The sequence below is a fragment of the Allobosea sp. CRIB-10 genome, assembly GCF_900112185.1.
Classification (GTDB): Bacteria; Pseudomonadota; Alphaproteobacteria; order Rhizobiales; family Beijerinckiaceae; genus Allobosea.
In genome coordinates this window covers 1-1,993 of the sequence record NZ_FOKP01000065.1, presented here as the reverse complement: position 1 = coordinate 1,993, position 1,993 = coordinate 1, and the positions used below count along the sequence as shown (strand labels likewise).

Sequence of the window (1,993 nt, the reverse complement as noted above, 5' to 3'; positions counted from 1 at the left end):
ACATCTGATCCGACATGCCGATCATCCCGCTCCGATCAGGCCAACTGAATCAGCAATCAAACCTCAAAGCCAGAACCCTTTCGCAGAGAAATCCCGAGGGGAGAAGGATCAGCCCGCCGGATAGCCGAACTTCGCTCGCGTGGCGCGGATCTGGGAGGTCGCACCGGCATCGTTGCCGGCGGCGCAGCTCTTGCGGGCGTTGTCGATCTCGGCGCTGACGCGGGTGTGAACGCCCTTGGTGGTGTGGCCGGTCGAGAGGTCGTTGTCCATCACCGCCTGGAAGCGATCGACCTCGCCGGCGCAGCCCGAACCGGTCGGCATACGGAAGGTGTTGGGCGTTACACCAGTCGGCGCCTGCGCGGGCGAAGGGGCGGGGGGCGGCGCGGCGCTCTGGCAGGCGGCGAGGGCAAGGCCGAGGGCGGCGGCGAAGAGGGCGGCGCGCATAAGCGGAGCTCCGGCTGGTCGGAGCGGAACCATGGTTGATTCCGCCCGCGAGGCAAAGACCTTCCCGGAGAGGCTCAGTCCTGACTCGGCATAAAGAAGGCGACGACGGTGAAGCCGCCCGCCGCCAAGGCCGCCAGCCAGATCGCCCCCAGCCCGACATGTCCATGCGCATAGGCACCCAGGAACGCGCCGACGAGCAGGCTGAGCCACAGTGTGAAATGGCGCAGGAAGGCGCGCTTCGGACCGCCGAGCAAGGCGCCGGCGAGACGCTGGCCCATCTTGACCAGCGTGCCGGTCATGTAGGTCAGGCCGATCGTGACCTCGCCGTCGCGCTGGAAAACGGCGTTCTCGGCGCCCATCGCCAAGGCGAGGATGCCGGCTGCGGCTATGGCGAGCCCAGCGCCGTAGAGACCGGCAGAGAGGGCCAGCGCCAGCGTGACGAAGGCGAGCACGGCCGCCTGACGCCGGTGCCTGCCGACATGGCCGACGAGCGAGCCGCAGATCACCCCGACGACGAAGAGGAGGATGATCATGCCGGCTACCAAGACGCCGTCCAAACGCCCTTCCGCCAGCTCGATGCCAAGGCGGGTGGTGTTGCCGGTCATGAACGAGACGAAGAAGCCGCCGATATTCAGGAAACCGAGGGCATCGACGAAGCCGGCGAGCCCTGAGAGGCCCAAGGCGAGTCCGATGGCGGGACGATCATAGCGCAACACAGGCAAGGCACTCCGGTCAGGAGGTGGGCGATGGGCGCGGCCTCGGGCCGAATCGTGCAACGCAGAGCCTCTTACTCCCGTCACAATTCGACGGAACCCTGATCGTCATGACCGTGCTGCATACCACCGAGCTCGAAATCTTCGCCGACTACTTCCAGTTCTACCTCCAGGACGAGGCGGTCGACGAGGATTGGGGGACGTTCTGGACCGATGAGACGGTGGAGCGGATGCTCGCCGTGGGCGAATGCTCGGTCGGCATCGCCACTGCCCGGAACATGAACGTACCTGTCGTACTCTCGGTCCATGACGCCGCGCCCGAGACCGATTTCGGCGAATGGGAGCTGGTCAACGAGTGCTCCTTCCGCGCGCGCTCCGGGCAGATGATGCTGATCGGCTGCACCGAAGGCTTGCCGCAGGAGCGGGCGCGCTTCTCGCTCGCACCCGGGAGCTATCGCCTCAGGATCTCGTACTCCGGGCTCGACACGCTAAGCGATGACGGGCTGGAGGGCGACGATTTCTACCGGCTCCAGCTCTGGCCGGGGCCGTTTGCGCCGACGAGAACGCTGAAGGAGCGGGCAGGCGCTGCGGGGTGAGACGCGAGAACCCCTCCCCCTCGTGGGGAGTGGCAGGGGTGGGGGGCGGAAAGTCGAAGTGAATTCGCCGCGAACAAGGCTGATCGCTTCTACAAGTCGCCTTGCACCAAGCCGCTCGCCTCCCATCCCCATCCCTTCCCCACAAGGATTTCTCTGCGAAAGGGTTCTGGCTTTGAGGTTTGATTGCTGATTCAGTTGGCCTGATCGGAGCGGGATGATCGGCATGTCGGATCAGATGTC

Annotated in this window: 3 protein-coding genes; 1 reads left to right on the top strand and 2 read right to left on the bottom strand. The window is 65.7% G+C overall.

Features of this window, described 5'->3' with window-relative positions:
• Positions 1–108: 108 nt before the first annotated feature.
• Entirely contained in the window at positions 109–444 is a 336-nt protein-coding gene (locus BMZ69_RS30890; protein ID WP_092163845.1) for a hypothetical protein, read from the bottom strand.
• 74 nt (positions 445–518) lie between these two features.
• The gene (locus BMZ69_RS30885) at positions 519–1,160 is read right to left on the bottom strand and encodes a YoaK family protein (protein WP_092163844.1); all 642 of its coding nucleotides are present in this window, start codon (positions 1,158–1,160) and stop codon (positions 519–521) included.
• Positions 1,161–1,267: 107 nt separating this feature from the next.
• Here BMZ69_RS30885 and BMZ69_RS30880 point away from each other — a divergent pair, with 107 nt between their 5' ends.
• A complete protein-coding gene (locus BMZ69_RS30880; protein WP_092163843.1) occupies positions 1,268–1,753 on the top strand; it encodes a hypothetical protein in 486 nt (161 codons plus the stop codon).
• Positions 1,754–1,993 lie beyond the last annotated feature (240 nt).